General features: G+C 45.0%; 16 protein-coding genes. 9 read left to right on the top strand and 7 right to left on the bottom strand.

All coding sequences use genetic code 11. The features are described from left to right. Positions 1-265 precede the first annotated feature (265 nt). Complete coding sequence (locus tag ACX5J7_RS16615) at positions 266-457, bottom strand: hypothetical protein (protein WP_333973138.1); 192 nt, start codon at positions 455-457, stop codon at positions 266-268. 234 nt (positions 458-691) lie between these two features. Here ACX5J7_RS16615 and ACX5J7_RS16610 point away from each other — a divergent pair, with 234 nt between their 5' ends. From ACX5J7_RS16610 to ACX5J7_RS16580, 7 genes are all read left to right on the top strand, one after another. Then, positions 692-2635 (top strand): TonB-dependent receptor plug domain-containing protein, encoded by a 1944-nt coding sequence (locus ACX5J7_RS16610; RefSeq protein ID WP_498707574.1) that lies wholly within the window; start codon positions 692-694, stop codon positions 2633-2635. A gap of 240 nt (positions 2636-2875) precedes the next feature. Next, on the top strand, positions 2876-4018 hold the full coding sequence (locus ACX5J7_RS16605) for an HmuY family protein (RefSeq protein ID WP_287148781.1): 1143 nt from the start codon (positions 2876-2878) through the stop codon (positions 4016-4018). Next, positions 4019-4978: a heme/hemin ABC transporter substrate-binding protein gene (locus ACX5J7_RS16600; RefSeq protein ID WP_287148780.1), complete on the top strand. Its 960-nt coding sequence runs from the start codon at positions 4019-4021 to the stop codon at positions 4976-4978. Beyond that, positions 4978-6114 carry a FecCD family ABC transporter permease gene (locus tag ACX5J7_RS16595; RefSeq protein WP_287148779.1) on the top strand — a complete coding sequence of 379 codons (1137 nt, stop codon included), beginning with the start codon at positions 4978-4980 and terminating at the stop codon, positions 6112-6114. Before ACX5J7_RS16600 ends, ACX5J7_RS16595 begins: the two co-directional genes overlap by 1 nt. Before the next feature lie 5 nt (positions 6115-6119). Continuing rightward, entirely contained in the window at positions 6120-6950 is an 831-nt protein-coding gene (locus tag ACX5J7_RS16590; protein WP_287148778.1) for an ABC transporter ATP-binding protein, read from the top strand. Positions 6951-6987: 37 nt separating this feature from the next. Continuing rightward, positions 6988-7719: a HugZ family pyridoxamine 5'-phosphate oxidase gene (locus ACX5J7_RS16585; protein ID WP_287148777.1), complete on the top strand. Its 732-nt coding sequence runs from the start codon at positions 6988-6990 to the stop codon at positions 7717-7719. A gap of 207 nt (positions 7720-7926) precedes the next feature. Beyond that, positions 7927-8373: a Dabb family protein gene (locus ACX5J7_RS16580; RefSeq protein ID WP_024016878.1), complete on the top strand. Its 447-nt coding sequence runs from the start codon at positions 7927-7929 to the stop codon at positions 8371-8373. 263 nt (positions 8374-8636) lie between these two features. On the opposite strand, the gene ACX5J7_RS16575 is transcribed toward ACX5J7_RS16580, so the two are convergent. Continuing rightward, positions 8637-9650: an AI-2E family transporter gene (locus tag ACX5J7_RS16575; RefSeq protein ID WP_498707572.1), complete on the bottom strand. Its 1014-nt coding sequence runs from the start codon at positions 9648-9650 to the stop codon at positions 8637-8639. A 378-nt stretch (positions 9651-10028) separates the two neighbouring features. Between ACX5J7_RS16575 and ACX5J7_RS16570 the strand changes: the two genes are divergently transcribed. After that, entirely contained in the window at positions 10029-11105 is a 1077-nt protein-coding gene (locus tag ACX5J7_RS16570) for a hybrid sensor histidine kinase/response regulator (protein WP_498707571.1), read from the top strand. A gap of 141 nt (positions 11106-11246) precedes the next feature. Then, entirely contained in the window at positions 11247-12335 is a 1089-nt protein-coding gene (locus tag ACX5J7_RS16565; RefSeq protein ID WP_498707570.1) for a Gfo/Idh/MocA family protein, read from the top strand. A 113-nt stretch (positions 12336-12448) separates the two neighbouring features. Here the strand turns inward: ACX5J7_RS16565 and ACX5J7_RS16560 are convergent, their stop codons facing one another. The 5 genes from ACX5J7_RS16560 to ACX5J7_RS16540 form a co-directional block, all read right to left on the bottom strand. Next, positions 12449-13522, bottom strand: a complete 1074-nt coding sequence (locus ACX5J7_RS16560; RefSeq protein ID WP_498707568.1) for an ADP-ribosylglycohydrolase family protein — start codon at positions 13520-13522, stop codon at positions 12449-12451. Between the two features lie 89 nt (positions 13523-13611). Beyond that, positions 13612-14400 carry a lipase family protein gene (locus tag ACX5J7_RS16555; RefSeq protein ID WP_020744205.1) on the bottom strand — a complete coding sequence of 263 codons (789 nt, stop codon included), beginning with the start codon at positions 14398-14400 and terminating at the stop codon, positions 13612-13614. 196 nt (positions 14401-14596) lie between these two features. After that, on the bottom strand, positions 14597-14953 hold the full coding sequence (locus tag ACX5J7_RS16550; RefSeq protein WP_020744204.1) for a RidA family protein: 357 nt from the start codon (positions 14951-14953) through the stop codon (positions 14597-14599). 139 nt (positions 14954-15092) lie between these two features. After that, entirely contained in the window at positions 15093-15644 is a 552-nt protein-coding gene (locus ACX5J7_RS16545; RefSeq protein ID WP_020744203.1) for a DUF7840 domain-containing protein, read from the bottom strand. A gap of 390 nt (positions 15645-16034) precedes the next feature. Further along, a complete protein-coding gene (locus tag ACX5J7_RS16540) occupies positions 16035-16886 on the bottom strand; it encodes a GGDEF domain-containing protein (protein WP_015067972.1) in 852 nt (283 codons plus the stop codon). Positions 16887-17166 lie beyond the last annotated feature (280 nt).

The following is a 17166-nucleotide window of genomic DNA, read 5'->3' as shown; positions in this document are numbered from 1 at the left end:
GCTGTGCAGAAAAAGAAACGACAGAGTTATGTTAGGGAAAATGAAGGCAGAAAAGCGTTTTATGTTGCGCAATATTGCACTAACTGTTCATCTAACTAACAGGCCGTTTAGTTCTTATTCTGACGCAACTTCCCATGTACATTTAATTGGGACGTATCATAAAACGAACATAAACGAACTGCAAATGAGCAAAAACGAATATTCATCATTCTTGGTATTGCTATAGCGCTCTTACTTGAAGGCAGTGAACACTGTAAACCTTAGTCTAGTGGAATACGGACATCCCTGTACTGGGGCTATTATTTTTGGTGTCGCTATCAGCTTTTAACTCTCCAGCTTCCTCAACCAGTGCCGTCATAGCGTCAATAATATCGAGAAAGCTTGTTAGCTGCTCTGGTGTTAGGCCATTAGACAAATTTTCGATTTTATTGATAAGTTGTTTAGTAGGTAGGCGCATAGTGTCAAAATCTCGTTGTTATTACCTTAATATCTACTTTGTAAATCAATTATCTTGCCAAGTTTGTTTACTCCTCGATTTCTTTTTTCACCCTCTAAATAGCATTTTAAAAGTCTTACTTATTAGAAGCTTAGACATTTTTCATGAGAGCGGTTAACAATTTTCCTTGCAAAACGGTTTTAAATAAATAAGATCAAACACAAATCATTATCATTTGCATTAAAAGAATTATTGATGAAACAAGCCCGCTTTGTACCTTCCCTTCTGGTCGTCGTTAGCCTTCCTTTGTCTTTTCCAGTATTAGCAGAAGATGCCCTTGAGCGCGTTGTGGTGACAGGTACTAGGACACCTAAACTATTGGCTTCTTCGCCCGTAAAAATTGATGTAGTAGATAAAGCGGAGATTGCGCGACTAAGTAAAGGTACCTTGCGCCAAGTGCTTGAGGTGATGCCGGGCGTTGTGGTGAGGCGAAGTCAAAAAGACGGCTACAACGTTCAGCTAAACGGGTTCAATGGCGATCATGTGTTGGTGTTAATCAACGGCCAGCCCATCATTTCTCCCACAGGCTCTTCCGTCGACCTTGACCAAATTAGCGTTGCCAATATTAAACAAATTGAAATAGTGCGTGGCGCGGCATCAGTACTTTACGGCAGCTCTGCCATGGGTGGTGTTATCAATATCATTACCGAGAAGGTGGAAGGGTCGCAGTTTTCAGCAGACTACGAGGCATCATACTTTACCGATGATGCAATTGAAGGTGATGAAATCGGGCACACGTCTAGGATAACTGCTGCGAAAGCAATTAGTGATTGGCAGCTTGGCATAACGGCTCAGAACATTACCAACCCGGGTTTTGATTACGACGGCGAAACTACATCACAAGATGGAGGCGCGGTAGACAAATCCTTCGTGCAAATGTCGTTATCTACATTGATAAATAGCGTGAGCGTGCAATACAAGGGGCAGTGGTTGGATGAACAAAAAGACAAGCCTCAATCATCAATACCCGGTCAAGCCACTATCATTAGCTATCTGTCTAACGTAACCCAGTGGCAACACGATTTTCGCCTTGAGCAGCAATATGATTGGCATATCAATACGCGCTATCTTTCACATGATGAAGAAAGCGGTAACAGCAACGGGTTGCGTCAAACCGATATCCAGCTGGCGGAACTAGAAGCGCAAAAAATTTATTCCACCAAAGATATTGAGTGGGTAGGCGGCGTTGTTTTACATGGCGATACGCTGGATCAGCAAAACCTCAGCACGGGTACGGTTGAAGTTGACGATGTGAGCCGGGAAAGTGCCGAGCTTTATTTACAAGGGAACTGGCAGCAAAACCACACCCAGCTTGTAGCTGGCGCAAGAATACAAAACGATTCTGATTTCGGCTGGCATACCGCGTTTAAAGCAAGTGCAAGCCAGTCATTTAGTGCTGACAGTACTTCGTGGCAACTTCGCGCAGGGGCTGGCAGTAGCTATCGCGTGCCTAACCTTAAGGAACGCTATTACGTATTCGACCACAGTAACTTAGGTTATATGGTGCTTGGCAACGACGCACTTACGCCTGAAACAGCGCTAAATGCCAACTTAGGCGCTAACCTTCGGATAGAGCCCACCAAAAGTGACTGGTTATATCAGGTCGATATTAACCTTCATTACACCAAAGCTGATGATTTCATTACCACGGCGGTAGACCTCGATGCATCGCAAGACGCGGGTTTAGATATCTCCGTTTATCAAAATATTGATGAAGCTACCCTATACGGCGCTGATTTAAGCGCTAGCGCGCAAGATGACAATTGGCAGTGGCAATTGAATTACAGCTACCTAGTTGCCGAAGACGGCAGTTCGCAGCGCTTGCCTGAACGTCCTACCCACTTAGTTAAAGCCTCCGTTACCTATCAGTTTAGTCATACCGACACCAGTCTACAGCTTTACGGTGTGCATGAGGGAAATGTGTCACCTTCTATTGGCTATAGCTCAATAGCGAAAGATAGCTTTACCACGCTAAACGCGGTCGTACAGCACCAGTTCACGCCTCAGTGGCAAGCGCGCCTAGGACTTGAAAACCTTACCGATGAACATCGCTCAACCGAGGCACTTTTAGCGGGGGCTTTCGACGCTAGACCGATTGCTGCAAGGCGATTGTATTTGGGCGTGAGTTACCAGTATTGAAATAACCATAAAACGAAAGCACCGACATAGAAAAAACGTTTGAGAACAAAAAAACACCTAACGACAGACGTCAAACTGACAAGGCGCCACTTTCAAAAAAAACGGCCCCAAAAAAATCGGGCCAAAAAAAATGGCCCAAAAACTTAGGTTAAAAACCTAGACCAACAAATTAGACCAACAAATTAAACCAATAAATAAAACCCGCTGCTTAACACAGCGAATTTAAAATAAGGAAAACACATGAATAAGACCTATTTAGCGTTATTGCTTGCTATGACATTCGGCCTAACTGCGTGTGGTGGCTCAAGTAGCGATGACACCCCAGTTGAAACACCTGACGAAGTAACCGATGGTAGCGGAGGTTCAGATGATGGAAGTTCTGACGGTGGAAACGAAGAAGCAACCATTTATGGGCCGTACAGTACGGGCTCGACATCAGAGCCTGTTGCAGTTTACTTTGACTTAGATACACAGACGCAGCTTACGCTTACCGATGAAGAAGCCGCAACGGATACTGCGTGGGATATTGGTTTTAAACGTACTAATGTGTTCTTAAATACGCATCAAGACACGCCAGTAAGCCTTTATTTTACTGGAAATAACAGCGACTTTTATGATGATACTGGCGCGCCAGCATCTGAACTGTTCCTAAATGCGACCGCAGACAGCGAACTAGACGACTACTTGGCTGTTACCGAAAGCGATATCCCAGAAGCTGAAGCGTTCAGCACAGATACAGAAACCCAAGTCATCGGCGATACCTTTTACAATTACGACTTTACCACTCACGTAGTAACGCCAAATGAAGATACGTATTACATCGTGTTTTCAGACAGCAACTACACAAAATTTCACGTTACCGATATCGTCACTGAAGGGCGAGGTATTGGTGAAATAACCCTTGGCGTTATGCACCAAAGCGTTCTTGATGGGCAAACTACCTTTGCCGAAGAAGTCGCGCTGACCCTTGATGCGGTAGGTTGTAGCGACGCTGTCTACGTAGATTTTGATTTGCAGCTGGTGGTTACACAAGCTGACGGCTGGGACCTCACTATTCCGTGCGCAGACGGCGCGGGGGAATTTGCACTGACTATTGCGGATGACGCCACTGTACTTCGCACCGATGCACAAACGTATAACGGCGTGGACACAGAAGCGGCGCAGTATTATGGCTTCAGTGAAGAGACGGTCAGTGAGTACGCGATGAGTACGAACAACTGGTATTTCTACGACAGCACCAGCCACTTACTTTACTCACAGTTTGGGGTTTATTTAATTCAGGCTGGCGACACCACGTATAAGTTTCAAATTACCAGCTATTACGATGAAGAGGGTACATCAGGTGCCTATAGCTTCCGCGTTGACCCTGTGACCGGAGAGTAAATGATGCCGCAACACACACTCTCATTTTCTTCAATAGCCGCAAAAGCGATTTCTACGGTGATGGTAGGGTGGTGTTTGTTTGCTGTAGGGGCGTTTAGCGCCCCTTTAAATGAAACGCAAACTGCGCCGCCTCGAATAATCACTGCTGGCGGCAGTATCACCGAAATTGTGTTCGCGTTAGGGCGAGGCGACTGGGTAATCGCGACCGATAGTACCAGTATGTTTCCACAAGAAGCAGCAAGTTTGACTAAGCTTGGGTACTTTCGTCAGCTAAGCACCGAGGGGGTATTGGCCCAGCAGCCCACAATGCTATTAGGAGCAGAGGCAACAGGCCCAAGCGTTGCGCTTGAACAAATAGCCCATGCCGGCGTAGACGTTACTACTTTTGACGTGGATAAAAACCTTAGCGGCTTGAAAGCCTTGGTGATAGACATTGGCAAAAAACTTGCCTCTAGCGAGCAGGCTATTGAACTAATCCACCATATAGAAAAGAAGGTAGAGCAACAAAAAGCGCGGTACGCCGATAAAACCTCAGCGTTCAATACACAAATCAAAGCGCTCTTTGTGGTGGCGAACAATGACAGGGGAATAACGGTAGCTGGTAAAGATACCGTGCCTCAAGCGCTATTCGATACTCTTGGTATCGTTAATATTGGTTCAGCTGTGGAAGGTTACAAAGTGATGGATGCAGAGTCTGTGCTTATGCAAAACCCCGATGTTGTAATTGCAGCAGGGCACATGCTTCGTGGCAAAAGTGCGAAGGAGGCCCTTTGTACACATCACGCGTTAGCTGCCACGTTTGCTGGTAAACATTGCCTAGTTGAAGCCATGGATAGCAGCATAAGCTTGGGCCTTTCCCCGCGCTTTCATGTGGCGCTTCAGTATGTTGCAGAGTATGCAGAAAAAGCCATTGAAATTAAGCAAACGCAAAAAGCTGCTTATAGTGGAACGAGTCAATAATGCAGTTATCTTCCGCAGCTAAGCACAGTGATAACCCAAGCGATTACTCATCGGTGCCTGTGGTACTTCAGCTTATTAATGCCCGCGCACAGCGAAAGCGTATTGGCATGGGAATACTGCTCTTATTGCTGTTGACCTGTGCTTATGTGGGGTTAACCCGCGGCAGTTTACCAATTGATATTGAACAGCAACTTAGATACTTCATTAGCGGCGGAAATACGGTAAAAAATACGGTAGAAAATACGTCAGCAAACACCACCCATTGGTATGTGCTGTCTGAAATAAGGTTGCCGAGGGTGATCATGACTATGCTGATTGGCGCGCTGTTAGCCGTATCTGGCTGCGCAATGCAGGGTCTAGTGCGCAATCCGCTCGCCGACCCTGGCTTAATCGGTATTGCCGGTGGCGCAGCCGCCGCCGCGGCGCTGAGTATGACCATTGTGCCTCCACTTCTTCCTGCACTTGAATCGGTATGGGTAGCCATGTGGGCGTTTGGTGGAGCACTACTATCTGTATGGACGGTCTTACGGTTTTCAAATGGTCCGCAAGGTGTATCGGTGGCAGCACTTATTTTGGCAGGGGTAGCCATTAATGCGTTAACCGGCACAGTCATAGGGGCTATTAGTTACGTGGCAAGCGACGATGCGCTTCGCCAAATAAGCTACTGGACTATGGGGAGTTTAGCCGGAGCAAGCTGGACGCTTTGTGGTTTGGTCGCTTTAGCGAGTTTTATTGCTATTACAGGGTTAATGAAGTCCCGTAATGCCCTTAACTTAATGGCACTGGGTGAAAAAGAAGCAGCCTACATGGGGCTAAATGTTACGCGCTATAAACAAAGGGTTTTATGGTTGGTGGCGTTTTCCGTGGCATTAGCGACAGCGCTGTGCGGCATTATCGGCTTTGTAGGTTTAGTGGTGCCTCATATGTGCCGGGCAATATTTGGCGTAAATCACCAGGTTCTAATTCCTGCCAGTGCGCTAACAGGGGCGCTATTATTGATAGTCGCCGATACGCTTGCGCGAACGCTGTTTGTGCCTATGGAAATACCTATTGGTATTGTTACCTCTGCAGTAGGGGCGCCATTTTTCCTTTACTTACTGTGGCAGCAGCGCCGTATATTTAGTGGTGGGGTGTAGCTAATATGAAAATTGAAAGACTAGAGCAAAGTGATAATGGCAAACGGTTAAACACTGAGTTGCTTACATTAAAAGATGTTGTCATTGCCAGAGGTAAGAAGCGCTTGCTAGAGCCGCTATCGCTTTCTTTCCACACCGCTGAGTTTACCGCTATCGCCGGTGAAAACGGATGTGGTAAGTCTACGCTATTAAGTATACTTAGTGGTGTAGAAACGCCGTTTAATGGAGAGCTAACCCTTGGCGGGCAAGCGATAAGTTCGCTAAGCGCAAACCATTTAGCGTTGCAGCGTGCTGTAATGGCACAAAGCGCATCGACGCCTTTTGGTTTTATTGCCGATGAACTACTTCATTTGGCGCGATATCAGCATATTGAGTTGTTAGAACAAAAGAGTCGTCTGATTAATCTTGTAGCTGAGCAGTTTGACATTACACACTTGCTTGCTCGAAATATACAAACCTTGTCAGGCGGTGAAAGGCAAAGGATATTTCTGGCCAAGGCTGTTCTTCAAATATTACCAAGTGATCAGAACGAGAGCTTGGAAGGCAAGCTTTTGCTGTTAGATGAGCCCACCTCGGCGCTGGATTTACGGCATCAGAAACGGGTAATGCAGCAACTGGTCGCTCTACGAGAAAAAGGGCTGTGCATCGTTTGTGTAAGCCACGACCTTAATTTGATTTCCCCTTACTGCGACAGACTGATTTTACTGGGTAAAAAGCGGTGCTTAGCCGACGGACCACCCGCGCGGGTTCTTACTACCGATATGCTATCTCGGTGCTATCACACCCAGCTAAACCTAATTAAAAACGAACAAAAACAAGTTTTCGTGACACATTAATTTTCGCGAAAACCGAAAAACAAGAACGGAGTTAACCATGAGCATGCAAGATATTGCATTTCAAGCAAAACAGCTAAGCCGCACCCATCACAGCGGTGTATTGGGCACGCATTCAACATCAATGCCCGGCTACCCTTTTGGTTCGGTTGTACCTTACTTACTAACGCCAGCCGGTGACGCAATTATCTATATTAGCGATATCGCGCTTCACACTCGCAATATTAAAGCGAACGACAAGGTAAGCTTAACTATTTTCGATGCCGGTGAGGATGACTCTCAGGCGAACGGTCGCGTTACTATTATGGGAAGTGCTGAGCTTGCGAAGCAAAACGACGTAAAAGCGCAGTATTTTCGTTTGTTTCCGCAAGCTAAAAAATACGAGCAAACCCACGATTTTAATTTTTATGCTATACGCACTGAACGAGTACGCTTTATCGGTGGTTTCGGAAAAATCCATTGGGTTGATAAAGCCTATTGGAGTGTTGAAGCCCAAGACTGGCATGGCGCGCCAGAGAGTATGATTAACCATATGAACGAAGATCATCAAGACGCGATGCAGCTTATTTTGCAGCACAAAAAGGGTGTTAACGTTGAAGAGCCAATAATGCATAGCGTATTTCCAGAAGGCATGCATTGCGGTACAGAAAAACAAACGTGGTTTGTCCCTTTTGAGGCGCTGTGTGTTTCGTCAACAGATGTACGAAAAGCGTTGGTTAAACTGACTAATGATGCACGGGAAGCGCTTAATGTGCCCAAAGCGGTTTCATAGTTATTTTTAAACCTTAATATGAAGTGCAGTTAGAGCAGGGTTAAGCGGGCCGGCACAGTTTGAACTGCATGTAGTGCGAGCAAGAGCTAATGCACTGTTCAACATAATCGCAAAGTAAAGTTGCTTCATCTTGCTCATAGTGCCATGGTAAGTAAACTCAAAGTACAACGCCGACCAAGGTAGTGTAAAAGATGGAGAGTGTAAAAGATGACAGACATAAAACGTAGGCAGTTTGTTACGCGTGCTAGCGCGCTAGCTTCTATCGCCGCTTTACCGGCAAGCGCTGCGCCTTCAGCGGTTGTGGCTGCAACCACCGAAACGTCTAGCGCAACAGATACCATGCTTCCGCCTGTACTTCATATGGTCTACTTTTGGCTTAATAACCCGGGTTCTACCGAAGATAAAGCAAAGTTGATTGCGGGGTTAGAGTCGTTAAAAGCCATACCGCAGATTCACTCCATTCACATTGGCGTGCCGGCAAATACCTTAAAGCGTGACGTTATCGATAATTCGTTTGATGTGTCCGAACTCATGTTTTTCGAAAGCGTTGAGGCACAAAACGAATACCAGTCTCACCCTATCCATAAACAATTTGTTGAGCAATGCGCTGGTTTGTGGCGCAAAGTCGTAGTGCGAGACTCTGTTTCTGTGTAGGCGATGTATGTAGTAAGAACAATAGACTCGCTACTACAGAGGCTTGATGGCTTAGCTTTGTTGGGTGAACGTATAAACCTAATGCCGGTAAACGTGCTACCACCCCATGGGTGATACGTACCCCGATTAGAGTCGCTAGGAAGCGCGTCAAAACATTTCAGGCAACACTATTGCCATAAGCAAATTAGCAGTGATTAAACGTTTACTTGGATTCGATAAGCCTAATCCAGTGGTTAAAAACACCTAGATTTTCTAGAATAATCTTAACGCACATCAGTATAGGCACTGCTAGTAAAACCGCCCACCACGCCCCAGAGCCAGCCTGTGATGGCTATCCAGATTATGATGATCAACGGGTTTAGCTGCATGCTTCGACCCAGAACGGCTGGCGTAATCAACTGAGATTCCATAATATTCAGCGCCAAAAAGATGCCTGCAGGCAAAAATGCACCACTAGCAAGCCCGAATTGAACGAGCCCTACAACGAGCAACACCAAACAACTTGCAATGCCGCCTAAATAAGGCACAAAGTTCATCAAAGCTACGAGTGCTCCCCACAGTAGCGCATCTTCAATTCCTAAGTAATGGAATGCACCAGCTGTAGCCAGCCCTAAACACGTATTTATGATACTTATCGTTACGATATATGAGGAAAGCTGCCGTTGAATTTGATCTACTAAAACCAGTGTACGCCTCTTGTTGGTCACCACTGGAAAATCTCTTATAAAGACGTGAAACAGGTTAGGCCCGAAGACCAATAAAAAAAAGATTAACACTATGCAGGCTAGAATTTGCGCTAGCAAAAATGGTGCGCTACTAAAAAGTGTTAGGCCCATATCAATACCACTTTGTTTAATTTTGTCGGTTACTGAATTTGTAGTATCTGGTTGAGTGGCGGGCTTTTCAGACGCGTTATCGTCGCGAAACCAGTCGAAAAAGGAAGACTCTTTTTCTACGGGGGCAGATTCCGCAGGCGCAGTATAGGCGTCTATACTCTTACTAATTTCTTCTATTTCTTCCGTGATCTCGGCGGCTATTTTAGGAAGGTCGTGTATCCAACGCTCAGCGGGTTCAGCAAGTTCTAGCGTAAGTAGGGTGAACGGCGTCACCAGTATCGCAATTAACGCTCCTGCCGAAATAGTTCGGGGTACAAACAGCTTTCTTGCAAAAGCAACCAGAGGACTCAACAATAGGGCGATAAACGCTGAAAAGAAAAGCGGGATAAGTAACGATTTCGCTAAATATAACGTGTAGATAAAAGCGAAGACCACCAGCATATTTAATAGCCTAGTTTGCTTAGCTATTTTTGGGTATGCGCCAGCTAAGTTCTTTTTTTGTTTTGTCTTGAGTAGAGCCAGCGTTATCCATGTCTTAGCCTCTGATGAGAAGTGATTGTCGCTAATGTTTACTGAGAAAAAAGGTGTAAATATTACGACGTTTTAATTATTAAAGTTCATTAAGCGCGCAGGTAATTCACTTGCTTAGATGTCTCTTCAATCTTTTCGGTTGTTTGGGTTCACTATACACTGTTTCGCGTTTACAGGTGTTATGCCTATAAATATTTACATGGCACCTGAACACTGGAACTCATCGCTTTTTGCCTCTGTTTACTTTTATAGATACACAGCGAAAAACGTGAACCCCTTCGTAATCCGTTGGCACCTATTCGAAACGCCCTAGAGATTTTACAGTCGGATGATTATAGCCAAAGTCAAAAGAGTGAGGCTTTTGGGCGAGTCGGACGTCAAGTAAGCCAGATGACAAGGCTGGTTGATGATCTTATGGATGTGTCTCGTATTACCCAGGGGAAAATAAGAATTCACCGTAAACCCGTGAACTTGTGTGAAATTCTGGGTACGGCGATAGAAACTATTCAACCCCTAATTGATGAAAAGCAGCATACGTTATTATTGGAAAAAGTGACGATTCCCATTTGGGTTGATGGCGATCTTATACGCTTGTCCCAAATTTTTTCAAACATCATTAATAACGCCGCGAAATACACGCCGTCTGGTGGAATTATAGAAGTTCTTATCACTACCGTCGGTGGCAAGGTTACCATTACAGTTAAAGACAATGGTGAAGGGATCCCTACCGATAAGTTAGAAACCGTCTTTGATATGTTTAGCCAGGTAGAAGGCGGACTCGAGCGCTCGCAGGGCGGTTTAGGCATTGGGTTAACCTTGGTAAAACGGTTCACGGAAATGCACGACGGTAGCGTGAATGTATATAGTGATGGGGTAGGCAAAGGCACAAAACTTGAGGTTACCTTTCCCATCTCAAACAATGTTTCTTCATCGCCCAGTAAGAGTCAAAAAGTCGAATACATACCAGAAGCGCCTTCAGAAAAACTCAATGTATTAATAGCAGACGACAATCAAGACGCTGCTATTACCATGGGCTGGATTTTGGAGGCAAAGGGTTGTCAGGTGCAGGTGGTGGAAGACGGCCCTTCAGCATTAAAAGCGGTAGAATCTTTCACTCCGGATTTGGTAATGTTGGATATTGGCATGCCGGGCATGAATGGTTACGATTTATGTGCTGCTCTTCGCAAAAAACGCGCCTTAGCTCCTGCCATATTTGTAGCGCAAACCGGGTGGGGACAACCTTCGTATATTCAGCGCTCTAAAGCGGCAGGGTTTGACCATCACCTTGTAAAACCTTTAGATCTGAGTGATCTTGAACCCATCGTAGCCGAAGCTAGGCAAGCGAAAGCGATACGAAGGAACTAAGTTGCGTTATCTCACGGTATAAGCCTAGTTTTTCATTATTGCTCTGTTGCCTATCCTATGGGATAAAAAAGTAGTGATCTTTCTAAGTAACAAAGACACTACTTAAACCATACAGGGTTAATTTCTTAGTGGAGGGTGCTAATGCCTCGCATTTCTCGTCGTCGATTTCTTCAATTGGCCGGTTCAGGGTTGTTAGTCGCTCAGAGCCCTTATTTACTGGCCCAGCCCACCAAAAAGAAGCTGGGCATTGCGCTGCTGGGGCTAGGTAATTACAGTACCAATTTGCTCGCGCCCGCACTTCAGCACACCAATCACTGTGAATTGCGCGGCATTATCACGGGCACTGAAAGTAAAATACCCAAGTGGCAACGCCAGCACGGTATTAAAGAAAGCAACGTGTATACCTATCGCACAATGGATGATATTGCGAACAATGATGATATTGATGTTATCTACGTGGTTACACCAACCGGTACGCACAAAGACTTCGCGGTAAAGGCCGCGAATACAGGTAAGCACGTGTGGTGTGAAAAGCCAATGGCGATGGATAGCGAGGAGTGCCAAGCTATCATTGATGCCTGCAATAAAAATAACGTTACCTTGTCTATTGGCTATCGTATGCAGCACGAGCCTAACACCCGTACTTTTCATCAATATATAGATACGAAGCCTTATGGAGAAATCACGGCCGTGTCGAGCTTTGCCGGTTACTCAGGGCAGGGGAGGTCGCCAGACAACTGGCGTATGCAAAAGCACATGGGCGGCGGCGCACTATATGACATGGGCGTTTATGCGATAAACGGTGCCCGATTTTTAACAGGCAGAGAGCCGGTAGCTGTTATCGGCAGCCATCCTCCACAACGTTTTCCTGATAAGTTTACCGAAGTTGATGAAACTACCTTATTTACCATGGACTTTGGCGACGGACTGGTGGCGGATTGCGGCACTAGCGTAGTAAAAGGGTTTAATCATTTCAAAGCTGACTGTGAAGACGGTTGGTATCAACTTAAACCTATGCAAAGTTATAACGGCGTAACCGGTACCACATCTGACGGTAAGACACTTGCGCCGATTGAAGGCATGCAGCAAACCTTTCAAATGGATAACGATGCGTTGGCCATAATAGCCGGGCGACAGCCAATGGTAACCGGTAGTGAAGGACTGGCTGATATTAGAATTGTTAACGCGATATTTAAGGCTGCGAGAACTGGTCAAACAGTGACGCTGTAAGGTTTCGCCTCAATGCTAATTAAGGTAAAGCGAAGTACCAATGAACGGTAGCCCTTATAGTGATAAATTACCGTTCGCTTCACCGGTAAAATCACGCAGCCTTTGTATCTGATTTACTTTATATCAAGGGAGTCAATTAGTGAGTTTAGCTTTTTAGCGTCGGTTAATTCGCTAAACCACGGGGTTATCTCAACCCCGTATATTACGCCTAGCAGGGCTCCCAATACAAAACCGCGATGTACGTTGTCACCTCCCACATTGGTGTTCGCCATCAACGCCTTTTTTGGGGTATCAGCATAGCGGTAAGCAAAATATAAAGCGGCGGGCCAAGCATCTGAGATATAACACGCTGGTGAATACATACGCCCAACAATTTCGATATCGCTTTTGTTCTTTGCGGTAAGCTCGGCCAAGTTCATACCTGCTGAACTACGTGCAATTTCACCCAAAATGTCCTTGGGTGGTTCATCTTCGCGGTGCATTAATTTGTATATCAGCTCAACATAGAAATCGCATACTGACGCCAGGGATTCATCTGGGTGAGTCAAATATAGGTGACTACGACACAGGCGCTTTACATTCTCAAGCGCAGTGTGCTTGGCTGCTTCTACTACGGCAAGAGGTGTTACCGACACAAGCGCACCTATTGAAGCCGTGTCATGGGTAACAGCACCACATTTTTCGGCTGGAATGCCTTGCTCAATATTCGCGAAAAAACCTCTGTGATAAGACTCGGCATATGTGTCAGGGTGTTTAGGAACATCGGCGCGCATAAAACTAATGTATTGGTTTAAGAACTCATCTGCGTCATAACCTTTCAGGGCGCAGGTCAGGACAATACGGGCACAGTGGGCATTAAGCGTATTTTCTCCTGCTTTCATACCTTGATGGTAATGAATATTGTCTTTACCCCAGTACTGTCTTTTGCCTTTTAGAATGATCTCACCCACTATCTCTTTTTGGCTGGCTGATACTTTGTTTGCGCGGCCACCTTGTTGTGTGGAATGCAGCGACATTATTGAAGAGGGATGAAAGGAGGGCGCATCCTCAAACTGTTCTATTCCTAACCGAAACGCTTTGTAGATATCAGCTGGGTTGTAAAACCAGTGCACCGGCATAGCAAGTGCATCGCCGACAAATGCGTTTTTAAGTGCTGCTTTTGCGCGCTCTATCATTAATGAAGCCATCTTTCCTCTCGCCTGCCAACTAACTCGTTTGGATGGGAATGCGTGTATTAACTCATTAAATTACGCGAAAAAGGCTAAAAATGATCGCTTTAATGCTCGTCAAACAATGACTTGTTGCGGATATATTTTCGCATATAGTGGTAGGTAATAGGGCGTAACAACCAACTTTGAAGCGACATAAAAAAGCGCTTATGCGTAGGCGTGTTTTCATATATTTTATCGTCGTGCAGCCAAAGCATTTTACCCACGTGCCAAAAGTAAAAAGGGAACGGCGGCATGAAGGTGATGACATCTAGGTCGCAACAAATGCGATAGGTCCTGTGGTGCAACGTGTAATGTTTATACCACGAGCGCGTGCCAACGGCGGGCTGCCCGAAAGTCACTACTCTTTTTACTGACTTTGGGAATCGCCTTTGAAAATAATCAGCCATCAGCACAGCGACCGCACCGCCCGATGAGTGACCAATAAAAGAAAATCGCTTGCCTTGCTCTCGAAGGGGTTCTAACACTTTAACCAGTAATTCTCTAAGCGGTAATGCGTCATCTGAAGTCTTCGTGCTTGAATACATCGGTTGTGCGAGTAACCTTGCAAAGCCCCAATGCACAAAAAAGCGCCTATCCAACTGGTTCAGTTTGTAAGGTATAAAAACCAAATTAGCTAGCCAGTCTTTAAAGCCCAACGAGCCACGAAAAACGATGATGACCTCTTTTTTGTTTTCGACCCACAATATTCTTACGCTCATTCTGCCGTATTTATCGACGAGATGCCGTTCATGAAAAGGATCTAATACTTTCTGGTATTGCGCGTCGGCGTCGGGGTAGGCAAGTTGACAGAGGATGGCATATCGTTCGTATTGATAGCGTTTCAATTTCTTCATGAAAACTCATATCGGAGCAATGTGCGTTTTTAAAATAGTGCTTTTGACGGCATTTCAGAGAATCTTATACGCTATAGGATATTTATTTCAGAGATGTGACGGTGAGGGATACTTGGGTAAATTTAGCATGGTTGGCTCTATGAATGTCGGCATACCAACAATCATCGAGCCTAAAATCAGTTCTTCGTTTTAATGCTTAATCAGTAATCTCAGCAGCAACGACAGAGATTTCTACAAGCAGAGCTTCGCGCGCCATATCGGCGGTTACGCAGGCCCTTGCTGGCGCATAACCCTCGGGCACCCAGTTGTCCCATACCTCATTCATCTTCGCAAAATCATCCATGGTTTTTAGATAAATGGTAGCTGACAACATATGCTTTCTATCACTGCCCGCTTGAACAAGTAGGCTATCGACTTTATCTAACATGGTTTGGGTTTGATGAGTAATGTCCTGTGTTGCGTCTGCGCATACTTGCCCGCACAAATAGATAACGCCATTGTGCTTTACAATGCGACTCATGCGCTGCTTGGTTTCCAGTCTTTCGATGTTCATTAAAAAGGCCCTATGGGAATTTGGTAGGATTAATGTTGAGCGACTTTAATTGGTTTGTGGGGTTACTTCAATTGTTTGTCCACGGAGAATAGCGCTCCCCCCCTGGGCATTCTAAATAAAGTAACTTTCTCCAATAAGTTCAGAAACGATACCCCAACATAAAAGAAGCACTGGATTCATATTCATTATCGACTTTCTGTATATTCACTTCAAAATCTAGCGTGATGTCTTTAAAACCGTATTGATGCAGGCTAAACGATGCTGCATCGATTGGGTTATCACTACCGTATTGGTTGTAGGTCCTACTTAAGTTAACAGCCAACTTACTATTCAGTTTTGTATAGGCATATAACCCAATAACAGGTTTAGCGTATACGAAGGCTTCACTCTTATTTGCACCTGCCCCCACAATAATGTCGCTATACACCCCTAAACCTTGCATTACTTCACGTGTAAAGCCTAAACCAAACTCCGACTGAACGATGAGTTTGCGTTTTCGCTCTCCAGTTAATACGCGGTTTATCCCAATATTAAATGAAGATGACCAGTTGCTTACATTTTGCGTAACAGGTACTCGCGACACCATTTGGTAGAGCATGGCCTTGTCCACATAGATATCACCTAAGTTGTCTTGCGCTAAACCAACTCTGAACTCAATGTCAGCCAAGATAAGCTCGGTTTCACCAATCATGCTCCTGTTGTCATCGGCTAACCTTCTTGTTGGCGAGATGAGGGAACGGGGAAGTCCGACACGTCCAAAGAAAGGTGCTTATATTTAGCATTAAACGCTGCAAGTTCAGCGGAGTTCTTTTGATATCGCTGTTCTGAAATTGTTTGTGCTGACCTGAAGTATTGATTAAGCGCTAGTGCGTATTTAGTTTCAACAAACGAAAGTGATAGTGAATCTAGCTGAGCATGAGCTAAATGCGAAGATATAGCAGACGCGCGTTTACTCCCTATGCTTTCTTCTAATGTCGATATTTCCCACTTATTAGAGGGTTAATAATGGTTAATAAGACAGGCATATCATGTATGCTCAGAAAAAACGAAGTTCTATCACATGTTGAGGCGGGGAGTTGACTTATTGTGTTGAAGAGTAAACCTGAAATGCGGCATCGTTTTTGTGAAGTTTCTTAACGCGGTACATGACTTTGTCGACTAAAGCCAGGGCCGTTTGTGTATTGGGCGGAGCCGATTCAAAAGTAACCACACCAATGCTAAACGTTACAATAGCGTCTTCGGCATTAAATTCTTCATCTAAATTTCTTTGTAACTTATCGAATACAACTTTGGCGTCGGGCTGTTTCGTTTCGGGTAATAAACACACGAATTCATCACCACCAATACGGCTAATGTAATCACTTTCTCTAAAAGATGTGGTTATAATTTTTGCTAATTTACACAATATCCTATCGCCTTCGCAGTGACCTTTTGTGTCATTAATGGCTTTAAAGTCATCGATATCAATATAGGCAATAGTAAAAGGATGGTGGTAGCGCTTGGTACGAGCAATCTCTTCTTCCACTATCGAGGAAAGCCCGCGCAGGTTCAGCAGCCCCGTAAGGTGGTCGTGTTCTGCCGCAGCTTCTTCCACTTTAAATACGGCACTAAAGTTATCAATTAAAATGCTCATAATGCAAAGCGACGATAAGTAGATCAGTGCGGTATAGATTGCGTCTGTGGCGGGTAGTGCGAGTAACGAGTGGTCGTATGAAACAAGCGTGGCCAGTGCCGTGATAAACGACACCGATAAGCCAGTTGTTAGGTTACCGTACCAACTCGCGATTACCACGGGTAATAAAAGAAGGGGTTCTAGGGAAACCGTAGTGAAAAACCGATTGTTTACTACAGTGATCACGCCTATAAACGCAATACAAGCTACCCATGTCCACACGTGATGTTTTACTTCCAGAACGTTAAAAATTGTCTTCACCGCGTGTGTCCTTTAATCAACAACAGCAATGGGTTCAGGGACGACTAAATGCCAAGCGGCTAATGGGGTAGTGTTGGGCCTGAATAGCTAAATGTACTGACGCTTCACGCGAGTGAAGGAATAACTACTATTAACTGAAAATAAGGTTTTCATACATCCTTATTTCTTAGCCATACCCTTCTCCCAATAGACAAAATTACATGCACTAATTACGATGAGTAAACCAGGTGTATGTTATTGTTCATTTTTTATTTCTATATATGCCTGTCTCGCTTTACGG

It is taken from the genome of Alteromonas infernus, from assembly GCF_902705815.1.
Note: the sequence above shows the minus strand (reverse complement) of the source record. Positions and strands in the feature narration are given on the sequence as shown.

Coding starts and splice junctions, on each gene's coding strand:
- ACX5J7_RS16615 (WP_333973138.1), bottom strand. CDS start 457: ATGCGCCTACCTACTAAACAACTTATCAATAAAATCGAAAATTTGTCT.
- ACX5J7_RS16610 (WP_498707574.1), top strand. CDS start 692: ATGAAACAAGCCCGCTTTGTACCTTCCCTTCTGGTCGTCGTTAGCCTT.
- ACX5J7_RS16605 (WP_287148781.1), top strand. CDS start 2,876: ATGAATAAGACCTATTTAGCGTTATTGCTTGCTATGACATTCGGCCTA.
- ACX5J7_RS16600 (WP_287148780.1), top strand. CDS start 4,019: ATGATGCCGCAACACACACTCTCATTTTCTTCAATAGCCGCAAAAGCG.
- ACX5J7_RS16595 (WP_287148779.1), top strand. CDS start 4,978: ATGCAGTTATCTTCCGCAGCTAAGCACAGTGATAACCCAAGCGATTAC.
- ACX5J7_RS16590 (WP_287148778.1), top strand. CDS start 6,120: ATGAAAATTGAAAGACTAGAGCAAAGTGATAATGGCAAACGGTTAAAC.
- ACX5J7_RS16585 (WP_287148777.1), top strand. CDS start 6,988: ATGAGCATGCAAGATATTGCATTTCAAGCAAAACAGCTAAGCCGCACC.
- ACX5J7_RS16580 (WP_024016878.1), top strand. CDS start 7,927: ATGACAGACATAAAACGTAGGCAGTTTGTTACGCGTGCTAGCGCGCTA.
- ACX5J7_RS16575 (WP_498707572.1), bottom strand. CDS start 9,650: ATGCTGGTGGTCTTCGCTTTTATCTACACGTTATATTTAGCGAAATCG.
- ACX5J7_RS16565 (WP_498707570.1), top strand. CDS start 11,247: ATGCCTCGCATTTCTCGTCGTCGATTTCTTCAATTGGCCGGTTCAGGG.
- ACX5J7_RS16560 (WP_498707568.1), bottom strand. CDS start 13,522: ATGGCTTCATTAATGATAGAGCGCGCAAAAGCAGCACTTAAAAACGCA.
- ACX5J7_RS16555 (WP_020744205.1), bottom strand. CDS start 14,400: ATGAAGAAATTGAAACGCTATCAATACGAACGATATGCCATCCTCTGT.
- ACX5J7_RS16550 (WP_020744204.1), bottom strand. CDS start 14,953: ATGAACATCGAAAGACTGGAAACCAAGCAGCGCATGAGTCGCATTGTA.
- ACX5J7_RS16545 (WP_020744203.1), bottom strand. CDS start 15,644: ATGATTGGTGAAACCGAGCTTATCTTGGCTGACATTGAGTTCAGAGTT.